Below are 2,414 nucleotides of genomic sequence, written 5' to 3'. Positions count from 1 at the left end.
GCCCGCGTGCGGGTCCGGGTCGCGGACGCCGAGGCCACAGCGGAGGTGACGGGCGGCGTGGCCGCGGTCGACCTCGCTGTGCCCGACGCCCGCCTTTGGTGGCCGCGCGGCCACGGCGACCAGCCGCTCTACGACCTCGTGGTGGAGCTGCTCGACGGCGATGACGACAGCGGCGACAGCAACAGCGACAGCGGTGTCAGCGACGCACGGACCCGGCGCGTCGGGTTCCGCTCGGCCGCCGTCCGCCTGGAGCCGGACGCGGGCGGCACCGGCTTCGCGATCGTCGTCAACGGCGAACAGATCCTCGTCCGCGGCGCCAACTGGATCCCCGACGACGCGTTCCCGCACCGCGTGGACCGCGCCCGGTACGCCCGACGCCTCGCCCAGGCCGAGTTCGCGGGCATCAACCTCGTGCGCGTCTGGGGCGGCGGCATCTACGAGTCCGAGGACTTCTACGCCGAGTGCGACCAGCGCGGCATCCTCACCTGGCAGGACTTCCTCACCGCATGCGCCGCCTACGCCGAGGACGAGCCGCTCTGGTCCGAGTTCGAGGCGGAGGCGCGCGAGGCGATCGTGCGCCTGGCCGCCCATCCCTCGCTCGTCGTCCTCAACGGCAACAACGAGAACGTCTGGGGCCACCAGGACTGGCACTGGCAGGAGAAGCTCGAGGGCCGCACCTGGGGCGCCGGCTACTACTACGACCTGTTCCCGTCCCTGGTCGCCGAGCTCGCGCCGCACGTGCCCTACACGCCCGGCAGCCCGTTCTCGCCCGACCCCGACGCCTACCAGAACGACCCGGCGCACGGAACCGTCCACGTCTGGGACCTCTGGAACACCCGCGACTGGCCGCACTACCGCGAGTACCGCCCACGGTTCGTCGCCGAGTTCGGCTGGCAGGGACCGCCCACGTGGTCGACCCTGAAGCGCTCGGCTTCCGACGACCCGCTGACCCCCGAGTCGCCAGGGATGATCGTGCACCAGAAGGCCAACGACGGGAACGGCAAGCTCACGCTCGGCCTCACCGCCCACCTGCCGCTGCCCGACGACATGGCCGACTGGCACTGGGCCATGTCGCTCAACCAGGCCGTGGCCGTCCGCACCGCGATCGAGTGGTGGCGCTCGCTGACGCCGCACAACACCGGCACGATCGTCTGGCAGCTCAACGACTGCTGGCCGGTCACCTCCTGGGCGGCGGTCGACGGGGACGAGCGGCGCAAGCCGCTGCTGCACGCCCTGCGGTACGCCCACGCGGAGCGGCTGCTCACCCTGCAGCCCGAAGACGGCGGCCTGGTGCTGGCCGCCGTCAACGACACCGCCGACGACTGGACCGGCATCGTGCGGGTGGAACGCCGGGCGTTCGACGGGACGGTGCTCGCCGCCGCGACCGTTGACCTGGCCGTCGCGCCCCGGTCGGCCGAGCGCGTGGTGCTCGACGCGGCCGTCGCCGCGGCGGACGACCCTGCCGCCGAACTGGTCGTGGCGCGCCTGGGGGCGGTAGTCAGCCACTGGTTCTACGCCGAGGCGCGTGACTCGAAGCTCGGGCCGGCCGAGGTCGACGTCGACGCGTCGCGGACCGACGACGGCTGGTCCGTGCGGCTCACGGCACGCACCCTGGTCCGGGACGCCACCTTGCTGGTGGACCGGATCGCTCCCGACGCCGAGGCCGACGACGCGCTCGTCACCCTGCTCCCCGGCGAGAGTGCGCAGATCGACGTCCGCGGGGCGGTCGGTGCCGAGGCGGCCGACTTCGCCGACCGGTTGGTGCTGCGGTCGATGAACGACCTGGTGCCCAAGCTCTAGCGCGCCCCCGGTCCCAGCACGACGCCGATGGCTCGGCGAGCATGGGCGCGCGCCTCCGCGCGGGACGGCGCGGGGGCCAGCCCGAGCAGGCGCCGACGGTGCGGCTCGCCGAGCAGCAGCGTGTACAGCGCCTCGGCCGTCTCGCGCGGGGCGTCGTCCGGTCCAGCTCTCTCCGGTCCTGTGTTGTCCAGGGGCGCGAGGCTCGCGGTGAGCACCTCGATCGACCGGGCCGGGCCACGCTCGTAGAACATCGCCGCGAGCTGCGGGAGCTGGCGCGACTCGGCGATGACCAGGCGGTGGAGCGTCACCGCGTCGTCCCCGTGCAGGATGTGCACCATCCGGGCCGCGAGCTCCTCCAGGTCCACGGTGTCGTGGACCGCGGGCCGCTCGTGAGCGTGCAGCCGCTCCACCGCGGCGAAGAACAGCCCCGTCTTGTCCGTGAAGTGGCGGTAGACGGTCCGCTTGGTCGCGCCCACCGCGAGCGCCACCGCCTCGATGGTCGTGCCCGCGAACCCGCGCTCCGCGAACAGGTGGACGGCGGCCTCGAGGATCTCCGCCCGCCGGGCGTCGACGTCCTCGCGGCGGGGGCGGCCCGGCCCGCGCCGTGGTTCTCC

Annotated in this window: 2 protein-coding genes; one reads left to right on the top strand and one right to left on the bottom strand. The window is 73.6% G+C overall.

Going from position 1 to position 2,414, the window contains the following annotated elements; translation table 11 throughout:
* Positions 1-1,800, top strand: a 1,800-nt coding sequence (locus PROKR_RS22120) for a glycoside hydrolase family 2 protein (protein ID WP_051433241.1), incomplete at its 5' end; no start/stop codon positions are given.
* Here the strand turns inward: PROKR_RS22120 and PROKR_RS22115 are convergent.
* Positions 1,797-2,414: TetR/AcrR family transcriptional regulator C-terminal domain-containing protein (locus PROKR_RS22115; protein ID WP_036967609.1), on the bottom strand; the 618-nt coding region annotated here is incomplete at its 5' end. The genes PROKR_RS22120 and PROKR_RS22115 overlap by 4 nt on opposite strands.

It is taken from the genome of Promicromonospora kroppenstedtii DSM 19349, assembly GCF_000515355.1.
GTDB classification, from domain to species: Bacteria; Actinomycetota; Actinomycetes; order Actinomycetales; family Cellulomonadaceae; genus Promicromonospora; species Promicromonospora kroppenstedtii.
Note: the sequence above shows the minus strand (reverse complement) of the source record. Positions and strands in the feature narration are given on the sequence as shown.